Consider the following 17,728-nt stretch of genomic DNA (forward strand, 5'->3'; position numbering starts at 1 on the left):
CGGTGCTCAGCCGCGCTCTTTCAGATCTTTCTGCTCATCCTTCCAGCGCGCCTTCCATTCGCGCTCGAGGGCGTCGACCTGCGACTGGTCGTAGAAGGTCGCATCCGGTGCCTTGCGTGCAATTCCCAGCTGATCGATGGCGGCCAGCAGGCTGCCGTTGAGTGCATAGGATTGCGCCAGTGCCAGGTGCTGCAAGGCCTGCTTCCCCTGGGCGGCGTAGACCTTGGCCAGCAACTCCTGCACCTGGGCGTCCGAGCGATACAGCTGTGCCTGGTCGCGCAGGTAAGCCACGGCCTGGTCATAGCGCCTGGCGGCGATCAGGGCATCGGCATACTGGCGCGCGATAGCGCGCGAGATGGGAAACTGCTGGCGCAAGGTCTCCGCCACCTGCAGAGCCTGCTGGGTCTGCTTGCGGGCGATCTTGATATCGATGTCCAGACTGCCGAAGAAGATGCCGGTCTTCATCGGAACGGCTGCCTCCTGCGCCTCCTTCAAGGCCGTCTCGGCCTGCTCGAAACGGTTCTGGCGATAGTAGGCGTAGGCCAGTCCGTACTTGGCGGCGGCCGTCATGAGCTTGGTATTGCCTTTGGCCTGGTCGGTGAACTTGGCGACGTTGTCGCGCAATCCCTGTACGCCGTCATTCTGCAAGACCTGGGTACGGGCGCGCGCCAGCTGGAATTCAGGGCTGTCCACCCGCTGCTTGTAGCGCTGCTCGCGGATGCGGGCCTGGATGTCGGCGATGCGTTCGGTGGTCAGCGGGTGCGTCATCAGGTAGGGCGGCACGGCATCGCTGTAGTTGCGCGAGGCCGCTTGCAGTCGACCGAAGAAGGTCACCATGCCGGACGGATCAAAACCGCCGTCGCGCATGATCTGCAGGCCGATGCGATCGGCTTCGCGTTCGGCGTCGCGGCTGAAGTTGAGCTGGCGCTGCACGGCCAGCCCGGTGCCCCCCATCATGGTCGCCATGGCGGCATCGCCCCCGGCCTTGGACACGCCGGCCAGTGCGCCCAGCACGATGGCGGCCAGCTGGATCATCGAATTCTGCTTCTGCTGGCCCAGCATGCGGGCGATGTGGCGTTGGGCCACGTGGCCGATTTCGTGCGACATCACACCGGCCAGTTCGGACTCCGACTGCGCCGCCAGCAGCAGCCCGCTGTTGACGCCGATGAAGCCGCCCGGCAGCGCGAAGGCGTTGAGCATGGGATCACGCACCATGAAGAACTGGAAGTCGAACCCCGCCTCGCCACGCACTTCAGGATGAATCGAGACCAGGTGCTGGCCGAAATTGTTGAGGTATTCCGAGACCGGACCATCGTCGACGTAATCACGATCGGTGCGGATGTCGCGCATGATCTCTTCGCCCAGCTTGCGCTCCATCAGTGGCGAGAGCCCTTCCCGTTCGGTATCGCCCAGCGTCGGCAAACCCTGGGCCACGCCGGGATGCGGCAGCAGCGTCAACGGGGCAGCGGGCAGCAAGAAACAGGCGGCACTCACGGCAGGCATGAGCAGGCGACGCAAGGGTCGGCGGGAAGGATCAGTCACGGTTCGCTGCATGGACCAGTCATCAATGTCGGACAGGAAAAAGGAGAGGCAGCGTGCGCTGCGGGCTGCCTGCTATGATACCCGCTCCTTTCCCTTCATTTCATCTTCAGTACATCACCATGAGCACATCCGGCGAACCCGCGCCCAACGGCGGCCTCACTCACTTCGACCAGGGCGGACAAGCGCACATGGTCGATGTCGGCGGCAAGAACGAGACTCACCGCGTGGCCCTGGCCACGGGCGTGATCCGCATGCAGCCGGCCACGCTGGCCATCATCGAAGCCGGCACCGCCAAGAAGGGAGACGTCCTGGGCATCGCCCGCATCGCCGCCATCATGGCGGCCAAGCGTACCGGTGAACTGATCCCGCTGTGCCATCCGCTGGCGTTGACGCATGTGTCGGTGGAGTTCGAGACTGATGCGGCCAGCTCATCGGTGCGCTGTACCGCGCGCGTGGAAACCTTCGGCAAGACCGGGGTGGAGATGGAAGCGCTGACGGCCGTCCAGGTAGGACTGTTGACGGTCTATGACATGAGCAAGGCGGTCGACAAGAGCATGGTCATGACCGATATCTGCGTGACCGAAAAGCGCGGCGGCAAGAGTGACATCAGCATGGCGCGGCCCTGAGCCAGGGCTGCGGTCCGATGCTCCCGTGGATAAGACAAACGCGCCCGAGGGCGCGTTTTTTTCTTGCCGGAATCCGCAGCGTGCACCTGCGAATCAACCTCGGCAGTTGGCCGGTGCAAATTTGGCCGGCAGGGTACCGGCGACGAAACCGGTGTTGGGCGTGGCGCCTTCCGGAGTGGGGGCTTGCTTGACATCCTTGGCTGCGCATTGCCACTGAATCGTGCCGGAGGTGATGGTGGGCGTCAGCGTCAGGGTGCCGCCGTCACCCACGCGCGGGCCGTAGGTGATGGTGATGACGCCGCCCACGCCACGCTTTTCCATGGGAGAGACCTCGATCTTGCTGACGTTGTCGGTCGCCGTGAAGGCCGGCAGGCCCAGTTGCGCCACGGTGAAGACACCATTGTTGGAGCTGATCTGCTCGGTCACGGCCAGCTTGTAGGGCTCGGCCAGGTTGAAGCCTTCCGAAACGCGCGCACGGGCGATGTAGTCCTGATATTGCGAGGCGCCCAGCATCGCAAGAATGCCGATGATGGCCAGCGTGACCATCAGTTCGAGCAAAGTAAAGCCTTGTTGGGGGCGACGGGTGACGACGGGTTTCATGGGATCCTCGTAAAAAAGAAAAGGGCGTTGCCAGTATCGGCAGCGCCGGTCATGCGCACTAGCGAAAAAATTGCAAAGCTATCAGGTTTGTGGGGCCATGGCGCTGATATGGCTCAAGCAGGGAGAGCGGGCTTGGGCGGATCAGAGGGCAGGCCCCTGCCGCTCCTGCTTCCTGCGCTTGAGCGTGAAGCCGGTCAGCACCACCCCCAGCGCGCCGACCAGGCCCGGCAGACTCAGGTGGACGGCTGCCCCCGGCAGCACGAATTCGGTGTCGGCGATGAGGCCCTTGAGCCAGCCCTGCACGGCCACGTCGCTGAAGATCATGCCACCTGCGATGTAGCCCAGCAAGGCCGCGCCGAGGGTGACGATGACCGGGAATTTCTCCATCAGCTTCAATACCAGGGTGCTGCCCCAGACGATGATGGGGATACTGACCACAATGCCGAACACCACCAGCAGCAACTGGTGCTCGCCCGCCGCTTGCTCGGCTGCACTGGCGATGGCAATCACGTTGTCCAGGCTCATCACCAGGTCCGCCACGATCACCGTCTTGACCGCACCCCACAGGCGGTCACTGCCGTTGATGTCGGCGTGATCGTCGTCTTCATTGAGCAGCTTGATGCCGATCCACAGCAACAGGACGCCGCCGACCAGCTTCAGGAAAGGCAATTGCAGCATCGTCACGGCAAAGGCGATGAGCGCAATGCGGATGCCGATGGCGCCCACGGTACCCCAGACGATCCCCTTCATGCGCAGCTGGTCGGGCAGGTTGCGACAGGCCAGCGCAATGACGATGGCATTGTCGCCGCCGAGCAGGATGTCGATCAGGATGATCTGCGCCACTGCCACCCAGTTCAGGTTGGTCAGGAATTCCATGTATGTCCTCTTGGAAAAACAGCGCCTCGGATCGGGCACATGGCTGGATGACCGCGCCGTGCGCGATGAGTGCCCGCCCTTTAGGGCAGCTCTCCAAAAATGACATGGGGAGCCGGAGCTCCCCATGCTGGTCTTGCGGGTACTGATCTTGCTGCTGTGGCTGGTTCAGCCAGACGCCGATTACAGCACGGACTTCAGCAGACGGCCCATTTCGGACGGGTTGCGGGTGACCTTGATGCCGCACTCTTCCATGATGGCCAGCTTGGCTTCGGCGGTGTCGGCACCACCGGAGATCAGGGCACCTGCGTGGCCCATGCGCTTGCCCGGGGGCGCGGTCACGCCGGCGATGAAGCCAACCACCGGCTTCTTCATGTTGTCCTTGATCCAACGCGCAGCGTTGGCTTCGTCAGGACCACCGATTTCACCGATCATGATGACGGCATCGGTGTCCGGATCGTCGTTGAAGGCCTTCATGACGTCGATGTGCTTCAGACCGTTGATCGGGTCGCCACCGATACCGACGGCGGAGGACTGGCCCAGACCCAGGGCGGTCAGCTGACCCACGGCTTCATAGGTCAGGGTGCCCGAGCGGGAAACCACGCCGATGCGGCCCTTCTTGTGGATGTGGCCGGGCATGATGCCGATCTTGATTTCGTCCGGGGTGATCAGGCCGGGGCAGTTCGGGCCCAGCAGCAGGGTCTTGGAACCGGCCTTGGCCATGCGGTCCTTCAGGGCCAGCATGTCGCGCACGGGGATGCCTTCGGTGATACAGATGGCCAGGTCCAGCTCGGCTTCAACGGCTTCCCAGATGGCAGCAGCAGCGCCGGCGGGCGGCACGTAGATCACGGAAACGGTTGCGCCGGTGGCGTTCTTGGCTTCGGTGACGTTGGCATAGATGGGGATGCCTTCGAAGTCTTCACCGGCCTTCTTCGGGTTCACGCCTGCGACGAAGGCATTCTTGCCGTTCGCGTAGTCGCGGCACATGCGGGTGTGGAACTGGCCGGTCTTGCCGGTGATACCTTGGGTGATGACCTTGGTGTCTTTGTTGATGAGGATCGACATTTCTCTTCCTTGACTGTGATGCCTGCGCCGCGGGCGGCGCCTGGGCTGCAATGGCTTGCAGCCGGCGGCTCGCGCCGCGCAGGCTGGCGTGTTGGGTTACTTACTTGGCAGCTGCCACGACCTTTTGGGCGGCTTCTTCCATGGAATCGGCCGAGATGATCGGCAGACCGGAATCGGCCAACAGCTTCTTGCCCAGGTCTTCGTTGGTGCCCTTCATGCGGACCACCAGGGGCACCTTCAGCGAAACGGCCTTGGAAGCCGCGATCACGCCTTCGGCGATCACGTCACAGCGCATGATGCCGCCGAAGATGTTGACCAGGATGGCCTTCAGTTCGGGGTTCTTCAGCATGATCTTGAAGGCTTCGGTGACCTTCTCGGTGGTGGCACCGCCGCCCACGTCCAGGAAGTTGGCCGGCTCGCCGCCGAACAGCTTGATGGTATCCATGGTGGCCATGGCCAGGCCGGCGCCGTTGACCAGGCAGCCGATGTTGCCGTCCAGGGAGATGTAGGCCAGATCGAACTTGGAGGCTTCGACTTCAGCCGGATCTTCTTCGTCCAGGTCGCGGTAGGCGACGATTTCCGGGTGGCGGAACAGGGCGTTGGAGTCGAAGTTGAACTTGGCGTCCAGGGCGATGACCTTGCCGTCGCCGGTCAGGATCAGGGGGTTGATTTCAGCCAGGGAAGCGTCGGTTTCCCAGTAGGCCTTGTACAGACCTTGCAGGTTCTGGCGGGCAGCCGGGATCGATTCGGCAGGCACGCCGATCTTGGCGGCCACGTCGTCGGCTTGCGCGTCGGTGAGGCCATCGATCGGATCGATGATGACGTTGTGGATCTTTTCCGGGTTGCTGTGGGCGACTTCTTCAATGTCCATGCCGCCTTCGCTGGAGGCCATCAGCACGACCTTTTGCGAAACGCGGTCGGTCACCAGGGAAACGTACAGTTCCTTCTTGATGTCAGCGCCTTCTTCGATCAGCAGGCGACGGACCTTCTGGCCTTCAGGGCCAGTCTGGTGGGTGATCAGCTGCATGCCCATGATCTGGTTGGCGTATTCCTTGACCTGCTCGATGGACTTGGCCACCTTCACGCCACCGCCCTTGCCGCGACCGCCTGCATGGATCTGGGCCTTGACGACCCACACCGGGCCGCCGAGCTTCTGGGCTGCCGCTTCGACTTCGTCGACCGACATGCAAGGAATGCCGCGCGGCACGGTTACGCCGAACTGGCGCAGGATTTCTTTACCCTGATACTCATGGATTTTCATGGGAGCTTCCCTTTAGACACTGAATGAATGAAACTTGCCGGATTGAAATTCGGTAGCCGGCATCGAGCCGGCCGACCAGAAAGCAGACTGCAACCCGCAGGCGGGTGTCGCATCCGTTGCCGGATGGAGTCGGGCGCAGGCGTGAGCTGCGCGGGTTGCGAGTGAATTCGTAGAATTGGGCATGTTCATGCCGTCTGCTTTAGTTGGTCTGATATTCGAAACACGCCAGCTTGCGCCGAAGCGTTCGCATTATCCATTCCTGCTCCTGACGTGGGCCTTGCACCGTTGCGCCGTTTTAACGAACCGGCAACATGCAGTATCTCCTCAGGCTTGCGCGCCGCAGCAAAAACTTCCGAATTCTAGCACACGCCACGCAGCCTGTTGGCTGGTAGCGCTATCAGCAACTGCAAAGCCGCTGGATTACCATGTGACGGGATCAGGACGGGCTGTCCTGGCGGATTTTGTGAGAACAACGGGAAAGCTGTACCGAGCAGGTCTATCCTGCTATTGGAGCTGTCAGAGGGCGTCTTCATCATCCGCCCAGGCCTTCTGGAAGGCTTCGCGGATGCTGCGATGGGAAAAGCCGCGCTGCTGCAAGAAACGCATCTGTTTCGCCCGGGTTTCGGCATCCGCTGGGGGGGCGTCATACTTGCGGCGCAACACCTGCGCGGCACGCTCGCCCTCGCCTGCCGCCAGATCAGCCTTCAATTCGGCAATGGCTTCACCTTCGATGCCGTGACCATGAAGCTCGGAAAAGATGCGCTGATTGCCGTAACGCGCCGAGCGACGATGCACCAGCGATTCGGAAAAACGTTCCTGGGAGAGAAAACGGGATTGCTCCAGCCATTGCAGGAGGGCTTCGATGTCATCGCCCTCTTGCGCGTAAGGGGCAAGCTTACGCGCAAGTTCCAGGCGACTATGCTCACGTGAAGAGAGATATTTGAGCGCCCGTGCTTTCAGGCTGATCGGGGGTCTTGGCATGTTGCGAACTTGCAGTACTGCGGTATTGCCTCTCTCCGAGACCGCCAACACGGCGCGGCACAGAGAGATCAACAAGCACCATCACGGCCTCCAAGGCTCAGGCAAACCCTGTCGCCGCGATAGCGCTTGAATCCTTTAGGCGGGGACTCAGGAAGCCTTGGCTTCCGCTTCGCCACCGGCCAGTTCCGGCACGCCCAGGGCGACGCGGACCTTGTTCTCGATCTCGCGGGCCAGTTCCGGATGTTCCTTGAGATAGTTGCGGGCGTTGTCCTTGCCCTGGCCGATACGTTCGCCGTTATAGCTGTACCAGGCGCCGGACTTCTCGACTACCTTGTGCTCGGAACCCAGGTCCAGAATTTCGCCTTCGCGGGAAGTGCCTTCGCCATACAGGATGTCGAAGTGGGCTTCGCGGAACGGCGGCGCGACCTTGTTCTTGACGACCTTGACCTTGGTTTCGCTGCCGATGACTTCGTCACCCGACTTGATCGACCCGGTGCGGCGGATATCCAGGCGCACGGAGGCGTAGAACTTCAGCGCATTGCCGCCGGTGGTGGTTTCCGGGTTGCCGAACATGACGCCAATCTTCATGCGGATCTGGTTGATGAAGATGACAGTGGTGTTGGTACGGTTGATGCTACCGGTCAGCTTGCGCAGCGCCTGCGACATCAGGCGGGCCTGCAGGCCGGGCAGGGAATCGCCCATGTCGCCTTCGATTTCAGCCTTGGGGGTCAGCGCGGCCACGGAGTCGACCACGATCAGATCCACGGCACCCGAACGCACCAGGGCGTCGCAGATTTCCAGGGCCTGTTCGCCGGTATCTGGCTGCGAAATCAGCAGGTCGTTCAGGTTCACGCCCAGCTTCTGGGCGTAGGTGACGTCGAGGGCGTGCTCGGCGTCGATGAAGGCGCAGGTACCGCCCAGCTTCTGCATCTCGGCGATCGACTGCAGGGTCAGGGTGGTCTTGCCGGAGGATTCCGGACCGTAGATCTCGATGACCCGGCCACGCGGCAGGCCACCGATGCCCAGGGCGATGTCCAGGCCCAGGGAGCCGGTGGAAACGGCCTGGATTTCCTCGGCGATGACGCCGTCTTCCATGCGCATCACCGAGCCCTTGCCAAACTGCTTTTCAATCTGTGCCAACGCGGCGGCCAGCGCCTTGCTCTTTTCAGAGTTGTTCGCAGCTTTTTTGTCGTCCATAAATCTCTCTCGGCAAAATGTCGTGAAGACGGGTGTCAGGGGGAGGTCTTGCTGATAGGTCTTGCTGATGTTGCTCGGCGGCAGTGGATGACCGCCCCGATAGAGCGATACTGTATAAAAAAACAGTGCCCGGTGCAAGCCTTTTTCTCGGCTCTCGATTCATCCCGAGGCGAAAACCACAATTATACGAGAGCCCGCCCAGCCAAAAACTTCATAAATCGCAGAGGAATGATGCGTGGAAGGAAAAAAAGCGGCACACTCGCGCATTGGTAGGAATAATTGGTCAGCCGAGGTCAACTGGCATGCAATCGTCGTCATCGTGCACGATATTGCGCTGCGGCAATCATGCTGCCCCGGCTTTCCGCAATCCCGAACAGATCGTCTCACAGATCGCTTTACAGAACGTTCTCATGAGTTTAGTGCCTTTCAGCCATATCAGCGCCCTGCGCTGCCTGGTCATCGACGACATGCCGACGATGCGCCAGAACATCCGCATGCACCTCGGGCAGCTTGGCGTGACCAAGGTCGACCAGGCCGCCACGCCCGACGAAGCGATCCGCTTCGTGCAATCCGGTACCTATGACCTGATCATCTGCGACTACAACCTCAACAAGGAAAGCAACGGCCAGCAGTTGCTGGAGTTCTTCCGTACGCAGAACATGCTCTCGCCGACCTGCATGTTCATCATGGTGACCGCCGAGAGCGGCTACAACCTGGTAGCCAGCGCAGCCGAGTTCCAGCCCGACGCCTACATGTTGAAGCCGCTGACGGCCAGCCGCATCGCCGAGCGCGTGGACCGCCTGCTGGAAAAGCAGCACGCCATGCTGCCGGTGACCGAGAAGATGAAGCGCAAGGACTTCGCCGGTGCCATCCTCGAATGCGACAGCGTGCTCAAGGCTGCGCCCAAGTGGATCGTGGAAATCATGAAGACCAAGGGCACGCTCTTGATCGAGCAGCGCCGCATCGACGAGGCGCGCGAGGTCTACAAGCAGGCCCTGGCCATGCGCGACGACCTGGTGTGGGCCAAGATCGGACTGGCCCGCTGCAATATCGTGGCCGGCCAGATGGATGATGCGCGCGTGATCGTGGAGGACGTGCTGGCGCAGAACAAGCAGTTCATCGCCGCCTACGACCTGCTGGCGCAGATCGACGAAGCCCAGGGCAACCAGGAAGGCGCGCTGGAGGCGCTGACCAAGTCCTCCGAGATCATTCCCTCGGCGCGCCGCAGTCGGCTGGTAGGCGACGTGGCCTACCGCAGCGGCCACCTGGATCAGGCGCGCGAAGCCTATGACCGCGTCCTCAAGCACACCAAGGGTTCGCTCACGGCACAGCCGACCGACCTGCTCTCGCTGGCCCAGGTCCACATCGACAGCGGCGATCCCGATGCCGCCCTGCGTCTGCTGGAAAGCGCGCCACGTCGCTACGAGGAATCCAACATCTTCGTCTCCGCCCAGGCCGCAGTGCAAGCCCAGGCCTACGTTCAGTTGGGGGATACCATTTCGGCCCAGCAGGCCTTCGAGACGGCCCGCCAGGCCGCCGGCAAGGAAGCCTCGGATACCGCCACCCTGGCCCTGGCCAAGGCCGCCTTCTCGATGGGCAAGGACGAGGAAGGCGCCAAGCTGATCGCCGAGGCAGTCAAGTCCGACCACGAGAACAAGACCCTGCAGATGCTGGCGCGCAAGGTGCTGGCCGATACCGGTCGCGCCAACCTGGCCGAGGAACTCATCGACGGTGCCGTCAAGCAGTGCATGAGCATCATCGCCGAAGCCAATGCCTTGATGCGCAGCGCCAAGCCCGACGAGTCGCTGGCCAAGCTGGAGGAAGCGCTGGCCAGCATGCCCGAGAACACCGGCGTGCTGCTGGCCTCGGCCCAGTTGCACCTGCTCTGGATGAGCCAGCGCGGCTGGAACGAAGACTATGTCAAGCGCGTGCGCCGCTACCTGGCCACCCTGGACCGTCTGATTCCCGGCAACGATAGAGTCGCCAAGATGCACAAGTTCCTGCGCGACACCCTGACCAAAGTAGCCCCGAAGAGCTGACCATGGATCCCAAGCTTGCCGCGATCATCATTCACGACATCAAAAACTCCCTGGGCGTGCTGGAGGGGGAATTGCGCCGCCTGTCCGACGACGTGCCGCGCGTCCAGCAGGCCCATGTCACCTGTCTGGCCCTGCAGGAAAAGCTGATCGCCTTCCTGACCCTCTACAAGGCCGACTCCCAGGGCCTGCGCGCGCAGGTCGAGGCGGTCTCGCCGCTGGACTTCCTCGATGCGCTGGTGCGCGAGCACGGCGTGGCCCGCAGCAGTGACATCCTGCTGCAGGTGGACGAAACCGACATGCCGCTCATCGGCTTCTTCGATGAACACCTGGTGGCACTGGCGCTGGAAGCGGCACTCCAGAATGCCAGCCGCTTTGCGCGTTCGCAGATCGCGCTGGGCTGCCGCAAGCATCCGGAGGGTGGGGTGATCTTCACGGTACGCGACGACGGCCCCGGCATCGGCACCCAGGAAAAGAAGCCCTCCACCGGACTGGGCATGGACTTGTGCAATGCGATTGCCACCGCCCACAACAAGGAGACCCGGCACGGGGAAGCGCGGCTATCCAATCATCCCGAGGGCGGTGCGCTGTTCGAGTTGTGCCTGCCGTAAGTCCATGGGAAGTCCCCGGGCACCAGCACCACAAGCACCGCCAAGGCGGTGCTTTTTTATTGGCGAGCAGCAACAGGAAGGAAAAGGACGGGAGCGCAGAGGAAAGCCGCGCCATCTGGGCGGTTCCGGGCCGAAATGAAGAGAAATTCAGGCGCGCAATGACAAACGAAGTGAACAAAAAAAACCGCCGGCAAAAGCCGGCGGTAAAACGGACTGGCGACGCTCATCCACTAACCGCCGCCTTCCGCGCCAAACAAATACGTACTACGTGAACGTTCTTGCCAATTCTTGCAGGCTACTGGCCCAGAGCTCAGGCCTGGACTGCATCGAGCTGCTGGATACCTGCCAGCACCCAGCCGCCCTGACCGGCAGCCGGCTTGGACAGGTTCCAGATCTCGGCGAACTGGACTGGCGAGGCGGTCGGGTCTTCCTTGATGAAGCCGAAGAACTTCACGCTGGCAAGGTAATCATTGCCCACCGTTTCCACGCCCAGCACTTCCGCATCCAGCGAGACCACATCGGTCTGATTGGCGACCGCACCGCGTTCCTGGATCTGCAGGCGCAGCTCGGCAAACATCTCGGGGGTGGTGAATTCGCGGATGTCGTTGATGTCAGCCTTGTCCCATGCCGCTTGCAGGCGGATGAAGTAGGTCTTGGCATTGCGCACGAAGCCCACGGTGTCGAAACCGGCCGGGATGCCGTAGGCAGGGGCTGCCTCGGCGTTGCCGAAACCGCCACCAAAACCGCTCTGGGTGGTCGCTGCGGCGGACTGGTCGGTCTTGAGCATGGAGCCGATCTGCGGCGTGGCCGATTGGGTATCAGCTGCTTGCGGTGCGGCGCTGGCCCAGGCCGGTGCCGGTTGCGAGGCTTGTGCCGACTCCGACTTGCGGCGGAACATGCGGATGACGAACATGATTGCCAGGGCGATCAGGGCCACGGTCAGGATGGTGCTGATCATGCTGGCCAGTGCGCCACCCAGGCCGAAGTGCGACAGCAGCGCGCCCAGACCCAGGCCCAGCAGGGCGCCACCCAGCAGGCCCTTCCACATGCTCGGTTTGGCGGCTGCGGCAGCCGGAGCCGCAGCAGGAGCGGCCGGCTTGGCAGCGGCGGCCTGGTTCTGCTGCATCGGGGCAGGGCTCTGCGCCTGACGGCTGGCGCTGGAAGACTGTTTGCCGATCGAACCGCCACCGCCAAGACGCTTGGCTTCGACGGCCGACATGCCAACAGACAGCGTCATGACCGCCACTATCAGCGCGACAAATGCTTTTTTCATGCTATCTCCTAGAGGATTCTGATGATGTGATGCGGTCACATCGGCCGTGATTCTGGAATGTCTGGAACAGGTGTGCCCGGCGGGATCAGCAGCGGCGCGGGCAGGCCGGCGCTGGTCGCACACGCGCAGGATCCTGCTGTCGCACGACGCGAAGCCTCAGGCAATCAGGGGCAGTTCAGCGGGCGCAGCAAGTCCTGTCGCGCGTGGCGACGGGATCAGGCCCGGGGGGGACGTCCTGCGCGCGGCAGGAACGGGGGTTGCAGGGCGGCATCGCTACGCAGAGCGGGCGCCAGGCGGGAGGTTTGCGGCACCATGGCCAGGGATTGCATCAGCACGGGCTCGTCACCGATGCCGGCGTGCGTGGAGAAGTCTTCACCGTTGTCGGCATAGCCGGTGCTGTCGTCGTCGTTGCCAGCCACGTCGGAGAGCGCGGCATGGGACTGGTCCTCACCCACGGCGGGGGCCTGGTCGGACAGGGAAACGGTCTTGAAAACCAGATGCTGGGTCGCCACGGCGGCTTGCACCGGGGCCGGTACCGAGAAGTCGGTGGCGGCCATCGAGCTGGCGTACGTCAGCACCGCTGCAAAAACTTGCACCGGTAACAGACAGATCAGCAGGAGGACCCACAAACGTTTCATCAGATTTTTCCAGCAATGGATGCGAGAAATTATATCAACAAAAATTGCGCCGTCAGCAAGTAAATCTTGCTGACGCTCACTACTATAAGGCCTAAGCGCCCAACTTCAATGACCCGCCTTCAATTGTTACACTTAAAGGCAACAAGATGACCTCCGTCAAGGACAGGCTGCCTCAGGATATCCCTGATTTGCATTGAGATTGCAATTAGTGGAATATGAATGAAAAGCCAGCACAATAATTCAACCATCCGAGACATTTCAGCCGGGCCGCCCCGCTGACCGATTCCTATGCGCATCCTCCTTGCTGAAGACGACAGCGTACTGGCCGACGGCCTGACCCGTTCCCTGCGCCATTCCGGCTATGCAGCCGACTGTGTCAAGAACGGGGTGGAAGCTGATTCGGCCCTGTCCACCCAGGATTTCGACCTGCTGATCCTGGACCTGGGCCTGCCCAAGATGTCCGGTCTGGAAGTACTGCGCCGCCTGCGCGCGCGCAATTCGCGCCTGCCGGTGCTGATCCTGACGGCGGCGGACTCGGTCGAACAGCGCGTCCAGGGACTCGATCTCGGTGCCGATGATTACATGGCCAAGCCCTTCGCCCTCTCCGAACTGGAAGCGCGGGTGCGCGCCCTGACCCGGCGCGGTGCCGGTGGTGGTCCGACCGTCATCCGGCATGGACCGCTGTCCTTCGACCAGGTCGGCCGCATCGCCTACATCGGCGAGCAGATGCTGGAGCTGTCGGCACGGGAACTGGGCCTGCTGGAAGTATTATTGCAACGTACGGGTCGCCTGGTCTCCAAGGAACAGCTGGTGGACCACCTGTGCGAATGGGGAGAGGAAGTCAGCAACAATGCCATCGAGGTCTATGTCCATCGTCTGCGCAAGAAAATCGAGGTCGGCGGCGTACGTATCGCCACCGTGCGCGGACTCGGCTATTGCCTGGAAAAGCTGCCCGAGACCGGTGCCGCACCGCTGGCAGTCTCCAGCGGCGCGGCTTGACGGCGCGCCCTCCGCGGCACTGGCCCCGACAGCCGCGCGCTGAGAACCGATGACCGCGCGCGATCCCTCCCCTGCGGCTGCCTCACCTGCCGAGCCGGCACAGGAGGCGCCTGCCGCCCCAGCCCCCCGCAAGAAACGCCGCGCCGCCCTGGCCACGCAGCCGGTCGAACGCATCCAGCGTTCGCTCTTCGGCGAGATCCTCGACTGGATGCTGGCGCCGCTGCTGCTGCTGTGGCCGATGAGCATCGCCATCACCTATCTGATTGCACAGTCGATCGCCAACCAGCCCTTCGACCGCGCCCTGGAAGACAGCGTGACCGTGCTCGCGCAGCAGGTCTCGGAAGTCAATGGCAAGGTGGTGGCGAGATTGCCGGTGTCGGCGCGCGACCTGCTGCGGGCCGATGACATCGACAACATCTACTACAAGGTCACCGGCCCCAACGGCGAATATGTGGAGGGCGACGTCGACATGCCCCAGCCACCTGGAGAAGATGAGCGCGCCACGCTGGGCACGGTGCAGTTCCGCAATGACATCCTGCACGGCAGCGACGTGCGCATCGCCACCCTGCAAGTAGACCTGCGCCGCAGCCCGGCCCAGCGCGCTGCCCAGCACGAGCCGCGCCTGGCCACGGTGCAGGTCGGCGAGACGCTGGAAAAGCGCGCCCAGCTGGCCAATGAAATCATCAAGGGCGTGATCCTGCCGCAGTTCGTGATCCTGCCGGTGGCGCTGGCGCTGGTGTGGTTCGCGCTCTCGCGCGGGCTGTCTCCGCTGTCGGAATTGCAGCAACGCATCCGCGCACGCCGCCCCGATGATCTCTCGCCCATCGATTCCGGCCAGGTACCCGAAGAAATCTCGCCCCTGGTGCGCTCACTCAACGACATGCTGGCGCGGCTGTCGCAGACCATCGCCATCCAGAAGCGCTTCATCGCCGATGCTGCGCACCAGATGAAAACCCCACTGGCCGGTATGCGCATGCAGTCCGAACTGGCGCTGCGCCAGGAGGACCAGGACGACGTGCGCCGCTCGCTGGAGCAACTGGCCAAGAGTTCGGAAACCGCCACCCGCCTGGTCAATCAGTTGCTCTCCCTGGCACGTGCCGAAAACCAGCAATCACAATCCGGTGGCATGTTGCCGCTGGAACTCAACGAACTGGCGCGCAGCGTGGTGCAGGACTGGGTGCCGATGTCCTTCACCCAGCGCATCGATCTGGGTTTCGAGCAGCCCGATCACCCCATCCTCATCACCGGCAATGCGGTGATGCTGCGCGAACTATTGTCCAACCTGCTGGACAATGCCCTGCATTACACACCGCACGATGGCAATGGCCGGGTCACGGTGCGCGCCCGTACCGACGAGGGCGGTGGCCTGGCCATCCTCGAAGTGGAAGACAACGGTCCCGGCATCCCGGCCGCCGAACGCACCAACGTCTTCGAGCGCTTCTATCGCATCCTCGGCACACCCAGCACCGGCAGCGGCCTGGGTCTGGCCATCGTGCGCGAGATTGCGCAGCAGCACGAGGCCGCAGTCGAGGTCACGCACAATCCGCGCAGTACCGATCCTCGCTACCCGGGCAGCCTGTTTCGCGTGAGCTTTCGCATGATGCCGCACACGCCCTTCTTCGACGACATCACCTGACATGGACCACGGCGCCCCTCCCCACGACCCCGGCAACCAATGGCACCGCACTCGCCGCATGACGGCCTGGCTGCTGGCACTGTGGTTCCTGGCCACGTTCTTCTTCATCTATTTCGCGCGCGAGCTGGATCAGGTACACCTGTTCGGCTGGCCGATCTCCTTCTACATGGCCGCGCAGGGCATGATGCTGGTCTACCTGGCCATCGTGGTGATCTACCTGCGCCGCATGCGCCGCATCGAACAACTGGTCAGACGTGAACAAGGTGAGCCCTGGCATGGAGAGTAACAAGGATTTCTTCCGGCGCCTGTGCCGTTACTACGGCCTCTACACGCTGGGCTTCATCATCTTCCTGTGCGTACTGGCCATCCTGGAGCACGAAGGCATGCCGCGCTCATGGATCGGCTATCTGTTCCTGTTCGTCACCATCGGCCTGTATGCCGGCATCGGTGTGGTCTGCCGCACCTCCGACGTGCCCGAATACTATGTCGCCGGACGACGCGTGCCGCCGCTGTTCAACGGCATGGCCACCGCCGCCGACTGGATCTCGGCGGCGACCTTCATCAGCCTGGCCGGCGGCCTCTACCTGCAGGGCTTCGACGGCCTGGCCTACATCATCGGCTGGACCGGCGGCTACTGCCTGGTGGCCTTGCTGATCGCACCCTACCTGCGCAAGTTCGGGCAATACACCATCGCCGATTTCCTCGCCGCGCGCTATCCGGGCAAACCCGGCAGCCACGGTGTGAACGTGATCCGCATCCTGGCGGTGGCAGCAACCATCCTGATCTCCTTCACCTATGTGGTCGCGCAGATCTATGGCGTGGGCCTGATCACCTCGCGCTTTACCGGCATCGACTTTTCCATCGGCATCTTCCTCGGACTGGCCAGCATCCTGGTGTGCTCCTTCCTCGGTGGCATGCGCGCCATCACCTGGACCCAGGTGGCGCAATACATCATCATCCTGTTGGCCTACCTGATCCCGGTAATCTGGCTGTCGGCCAAGCATGCCACCGTACCGGTACCGCCGGTGGCCTATGGCGCGGTGCTGCCCAAGCTCTCGGCGCTGGAACACCGGCTGGAGAGTGATCCCAAGGAACAGGAAGTGCGTCAGATCTTCCAGGCGCAGGCCGATGACTACGACCGCCGCCTGAAGCACCTGCCGCAGTCCTGGCTTGACGGCCGCGTGGAAGCGCAGAACCACGTCGACCAGGTGCGTCGCAATACGCACGCCTCGCTGGCCGACATCAAGGCCGCCAGCCGGGCGCTGTCGGCCTATCCCAAGTCGCCCGAGGAAGCCGAACGCAAATGGACCGAGGCGCGTGCGGCCAATCTGGCGCGAGCGCAACCACCGGTGTCGCAGACCGAACCCTTCCCCGGGCGCGACCAGCAAAGCTCGGACATCAAGCGCAACAACTTCCTGGCGCTGGTGTTCTGCCTGATGCTGGGCACCGCCGCCTTGCCGCACATCCTCATGCGCTACTACACCACGCCCACCGTGGCGGGGGCGCGCAGTTCGGTATTCTGGACGCTGTTCTTCATCATGCTGATCTACCTCACCGTGCCGGCGCTGACGGTACTGGTGAAATACGACATCTACACCTCGCTGGTGGGCAGCAGCTACAGCCATTTGCCGGACTGGGTGTATTACTGGGCCAACATGGACAAGCTCAATCCGCTGGTCTCCATCCATGATCTCAACCACGACGGACTGGTGCAGCTGGGCGAGATTTCCATGGATGGCGACATCATCGTACTGGCCATGCCGGAGATCGCCGGGCTGCCGTATTTCGTTTCCGGACTGGTGGCCGCAGGTGGCCTGGCCGCGGCGCTGTCGACGGCGGACGGACTGCTGCTGACCATCTCCAATGCCCTCTCGCACGACGTCTATTACAAGGTGGTCGACCCGAGCGCCTCCACACAGAAGCGCGTGACCATCTCCAAGCTGCTCTTGCTGGTGGTGGCCTTGCTGGCGGCCTATGCGGCCTCGCTCAAACCGGGCGACATCCTCTCCATGGTCGGCGCAGCCTTTTCGCTGGCAGCCTCCACGCTGTTCCCGGCACTGGTGCTGGGGGTCTTCTGGAAACGCGCCAACCAGCCCGGAGCGATTGCCGGCATCGTCTGCGGCTTCCTCATGTGCGTGTATTACATGCTGCATACCAATCCCTCCTTCGGCGGCAGCGTGGCCGGGCAGTGGTTCCATATCGCACCGATCTCGGCAGGCATCTTCGGCGTGCCGGTCGGCATCGCCGCCATGGTCATCGTCAGCCTGCTCACACCGCCGCCGGATGAAGCCACCATCGCGCTGATCGATCATATCCGCACGCCCTGAGCAGAACCGGCTGAGGCCGGCGCGCATGCTGCGCTCCGGTTTTGGACAATTTCCTTCATCCAA

General features: G+C 62.7%; 16 protein-coding genes. 7 read left to right on the plus strand and 9 right to left on the minus strand.

Features of this window, described 5'->3' with window-relative positions; all coding sequences use genetic code 11:
• Positions 1-6: 6 nt before the first annotated feature.
• Positions 7-1,554: a M48 family metalloprotease gene (locus HWE01_RS11035; RefSeq protein WP_008325562.1), complete on the minus strand. Its 1,548-nt coding sequence runs from the start codon at positions 1,552-1,554 to the stop codon at positions 7-9.
• Positions 1,555-1,661: 107 nt separating this feature from the next.
• Between HWE01_RS11035 and moaC the strand changes: the two genes are divergently transcribed.
• Entirely contained in the window at positions 1,662-2,168 is a 507-nt protein-coding gene (gene moaC, locus HWE01_RS11040) for a cyclic pyranopterin monophosphate synthase MoaC (RefSeq protein ID WP_034349663.1), read from the plus strand.
• Between the two features lie 93 nt (positions 2,169-2,261).
• Here moaC and HWE01_RS11045 read toward each other — a convergent pair whose 3' ends face one another.
• From HWE01_RS11045 to recA, 6 genes are all read right to left on the minus strand, one after another.
• The gene (locus HWE01_RS11045) at positions 2,262-2,768 is read right to left on the minus strand and encodes a pilin (RefSeq protein WP_008325560.1); all 507 of its coding nucleotides are present in this window, start codon (positions 2,766-2,768) and stop codon (positions 2,262-2,264) included.
• A gap of 141 nt (positions 2,769-2,909) precedes the next feature.
• Positions 2,910-3,644, minus strand: coding sequence for a TerC family protein (locus tag HWE01_RS11050; RefSeq protein ID WP_008325559.1), 735 nt, complete (start codon positions 3,642-3,644; stop codon positions 2,910-2,912).
• A gap of 180 nt (positions 3,645-3,824) precedes the next feature.
• The gene (sucD, locus tag HWE01_RS11055) at positions 3,825-4,706 is read right to left on the minus strand and encodes a succinate--CoA ligase subunit alpha (protein WP_013232695.1); all 882 of its coding nucleotides are present in this window, start codon (positions 4,704-4,706) and stop codon (positions 3,825-3,827) included.
• Between the two features lie 100 nt (positions 4,707-4,806).
• Positions 4,807-5,967, minus strand: a complete 1,161-nt coding sequence (gene sucC, locus HWE01_RS11060; RefSeq protein ID WP_008325557.1) for an ADP-forming succinate--CoA ligase subunit beta — start codon at positions 5,965-5,967, stop codon at positions 4,807-4,809.
• A gap of 516 nt (positions 5,968-6,483) precedes the next feature.
• Positions 6,484-6,948, minus strand: coding sequence for a recombination regulator RecX (gene recX / locus HWE01_RS11065; protein ID WP_008325556.1), 465 nt, complete (start codon positions 6,946-6,948; stop codon positions 6,484-6,486).
• A 147-nt stretch (positions 6,949-7,095) separates the two neighbouring features.
• Positions 7,096-8,145 (minus strand): recombinase RecA, encoded by a 1,050-nt coding sequence (gene recA / locus HWE01_RS11070; RefSeq protein ID WP_008325554.1) that lies wholly within the window; start codon positions 8,143-8,145, stop codon positions 7,096-7,098.
• A 410-nt stretch (positions 8,146-8,555) separates the two neighbouring features.
• Here recA and HWE01_RS11075 point away from each other — a divergent pair, with 410 nt between their 5' ends.
• Both HWE01_RS11075 and HWE01_RS11080 read left to right on the plus strand, forming a co-directional pair.
• On the plus strand, positions 8,556-10,184 hold the full coding sequence (locus HWE01_RS11075; RefSeq protein ID WP_034349748.1) for a tetratricopeptide repeat-containing response regulator: 1,629 nt from the start codon (positions 8,556-8,558) through the stop codon (positions 10,182-10,184).
• A 2-nt stretch (positions 10,185-10,186) separates the two neighbouring features.
• Positions 10,187-10,792: a sensor histidine kinase gene (locus HWE01_RS11080; RefSeq protein ID WP_008325551.1), complete on the plus strand. Its 606-nt coding sequence runs from the start codon at positions 10,187-10,189 to the stop codon at positions 10,790-10,792.
• A 310-nt stretch (positions 10,793-11,102) separates the two neighbouring features.
• Here HWE01_RS11080 and HWE01_RS11085 read toward each other — a convergent pair whose 3' ends face one another.
• Entirely contained in the window at positions 11,103-12,065 is a 963-nt protein-coding gene (locus HWE01_RS11085) for a Tim44 domain-containing protein (protein WP_008325550.1), read from the minus strand.
• 215 nt (positions 12,066-12,280) lie between these two features.
• On the minus strand, positions 12,281-12,703 hold the full coding sequence (locus tag HWE01_RS11090; RefSeq protein ID WP_241821833.1) for a hypothetical protein: 423 nt from the start codon (positions 12,701-12,703) through the stop codon (positions 12,281-12,283).
• Positions 12,704-12,991: 288 nt separating this feature from the next.
• On the opposite strand from HWE01_RS11090, the gene HWE01_RS11095 reads away from it, so the two are divergent.
• From HWE01_RS11095 to HWE01_RS11110, 4 genes are read left to right on the plus strand one after another with little or no spacing between them, the layout of a single operon-like run.
• Positions 12,992-13,702, plus strand: coding sequence for a response regulator (locus HWE01_RS11095; protein ID WP_008325548.1), 711 nt, complete (start codon positions 12,992-12,994; stop codon positions 13,700-13,702).
• 49 nt (positions 13,703-13,751) lie between these two features.
• Positions 13,752-15,338, plus strand: a complete 1,587-nt coding sequence (locus HWE01_RS11100; RefSeq protein WP_241821834.1) for a sensor histidine kinase — start codon at positions 13,752-13,754, stop codon at positions 15,336-15,338.
• Position 15,339: 1 nt separating this feature from the next.
• Entirely contained in the window at positions 15,340-15,624 is a 285-nt protein-coding gene (locus HWE01_RS11105) for a DUF4212 domain-containing protein (protein ID WP_241821835.1), read from the plus strand.
• Complete coding sequence (locus tag HWE01_RS11110) at positions 15,614-17,665, plus strand: sodium:solute symporter family protein (protein WP_241821836.1); 2,052 nt, start codon at positions 15,614-15,616, stop codon at positions 17,663-17,665. Before HWE01_RS11105 ends, HWE01_RS11110 begins: the two co-directional genes overlap by 11 nt.
• The last annotated feature ends 63 nt before the right edge of the window (positions 17,666-17,728 follow it).

Source organism: Herbaspirillum sp. C7C8, assembly GCF_022627875.1.
In the GTDB taxonomy this organism is placed as follows: domain Bacteria; phylum Pseudomonadota; class Gammaproteobacteria; order Burkholderiales; family Burkholderiaceae_D; genus Herbaspirillum.

Coding starts and splice junctions, on each gene's coding strand:
- recA (WP_008325554.1), bottom strand. CDS start 8,145: ATGGACGACAAAAAAGCTGCGAACAACTCTGAAAAGAGCAAGGCGCTG.
- moaC (WP_034349663.1), top strand. CDS start 1,662: ATGAGCACATCCGGCGAACCCGCGCCCAACGGCGGCCTCACTCACTTC.
- HWE01_RS11110 (WP_241821836.1), top strand. CDS start 15,614: ATGGAGAGTAACAAGGATTTCTTCCGGCGCCTGTGCCGTTACTACGGC.
- sucC (WP_008325557.1), bottom strand. CDS start 5,967: ATGAAAATCCATGAGTATCAGGGTAAAGAAATCCTGCGCCAGTTCGGC.
- HWE01_RS11095 (WP_008325548.1), top strand. CDS start 12,992: ATGCGCATCCTCCTTGCTGAAGACGACAGCGTACTGGCCGACGGCCTG.
- HWE01_RS11045 (WP_008325560.1), bottom strand. CDS start 2,768: ATGAAACCCGTCGTCACCCGTCGCCCCCAACAAGGCTTTACTTTGCTC.
- HWE01_RS11105 (WP_241821835.1), top strand. CDS start 15,340: ATGGACCACGGCGCCCCTCCCCACGACCCCGGCAACCAATGGCACCGC.
- HWE01_RS11035 (WP_008325562.1), bottom strand. CDS start 1,554: ATGCAGCGAACCGTGACTGATCCTTCCCGCCGACCCTTGCGTCGCCTG.
- HWE01_RS11085 (WP_008325550.1), bottom strand. CDS start 12,065: ATGAAAAAAGCATTTGTCGCGCTGATAGTGGCGGTCATGACGCTGTCT.
- HWE01_RS11100 (WP_241821834.1), top strand. CDS start 13,752: ATGACCGCGCGCGATCCCTCCCCTGCGGCTGCCTCACCTGCCGAGCCG.
- recX (WP_008325556.1), bottom strand. CDS start 6,948: ATGCCAAGACCCCCGATCAGCCTGAAAGCACGGGCGCTCAAATATCTC.
- sucD (WP_013232695.1), bottom strand. CDS start 4,706: ATGTCGATCCTCATCAACAAAGACACCAAGGTCATCACCCAAGGTATC.
- HWE01_RS11050 (WP_008325559.1), bottom strand. CDS start 3,644: ATGGAATTCCTGACCAACCTGAACTGGGTGGCAGTGGCGCAGATCATC.
- HWE01_RS11090 (WP_241821833.1), bottom strand. CDS start 12,703: ATGAAACGTTTGTGGGTCCTCCTGCTGATCTGTCTGTTACCGGTGCAA.
- HWE01_RS11080 (WP_008325551.1), top strand. CDS start 10,187: ATGGATCCCAAGCTTGCCGCGATCATCATTCACGACATCAAAAACTCC.
- HWE01_RS11075 (WP_034349748.1), top strand. CDS start 8,556: ATGAGTTTAGTGCCTTTCAGCCATATCAGCGCCCTGCGCTGCCTGGTC.